Raw genomic sequence first — 974 nt, 5'->3', positions numbered from 1 at the left:
GGTAAACTCTCTACAAACTCTGGTGCTTGGGTATCTTCTACTGTAATTGATTGTATGTGTGTTGTGGTATTTCCTGAACAATCACTTACTGTCCATTTTCTTGTGATTAAATATTCTGATCCACAAGCATCGTCATCTCCACTCGTTACTTCACTTGGAACTACGGTTACCACTGCATCACAATTATCCGTAGCGGTTAATACTTCCATTGCTGGAATATTATCACAACTCACGGTTTTATCACCTGGTAAACTCTCTACAAACTCTGGTGCTTGGGTATCTTCAATTGTAAATTTAGCTGTACTTGTACTTGTATTACCACAGGCATCTGTAGCTGTAAATATTACTTCTACCTCTCCTACGAAACTACATGTGTAATCTAATTCAGTAAAATTATTACTCCATGAAACTACACTACAAGCATCTGTAGCACTTGCTCCTCCATTACCACTTAACCATGTGTTTAGCTCACTTAAATTACCTGAACCATCACACTCTACTGTACTATTTGAAGCTTCTGTTGTTATTACAGGCGCTGTATCATCTTTTATTAAATATCCTGCAACTACAGAACTCTGATTACCACATGCATCTGTTGCTGTAAATGTTACATTAATATAACTTCCATCACATTTAATCGATGTATCATTTCCATAATCATTAGTCCAAACAACACTACTACAATTATCTGTTGCTGTTGCTCCTGCATTATTGTCTAACCAATCTTGTAACGTTTGTGTTGTATTACCTACTCCACATTCAATATCTATATTAGCTTTATTTGTTTCATCTATTATAGGTGCTGTGTTATCCTTTACTGTGATGATTTGTACTTTACTAGTGGTATTTCCACAATCATCGGTTAAACTCCATGTTCTTGTAATTACTTGTTCTCCTTCACAACTTCCAGCTGCTACTGAATCACTAAAAGTAGCCTCTAAACTTGTATCACAATTGTCTGACTCATCGGTTAC

The 974-nt window shown here is 36.0% G+C and carries 1 protein-coding gene; it reads right to left on the bottom strand.

Annotation, left to right across the window (positions count from 1 at the left end; genetic code table 11):
- Positions 1 to 974, bottom strand: a 974-nt coding sequence (locus F7018_RS18275; RefSeq protein ID WP_455431917.1) for an HYR-like domain-containing protein, incomplete at both ends; no start/stop codon positions are given.

The organism is Tenacibaculum aiptasiae, assembly GCF_008806755.1.
GTDB classification, from domain to species: Bacteria; Bacteroidota; Bacteroidia; order Flavobacteriales; family Flavobacteriaceae; genus Polaribacter; species Polaribacter aiptasiae.
This window is presented reverse-complemented; position numbering and strand designations above follow the sequence as displayed.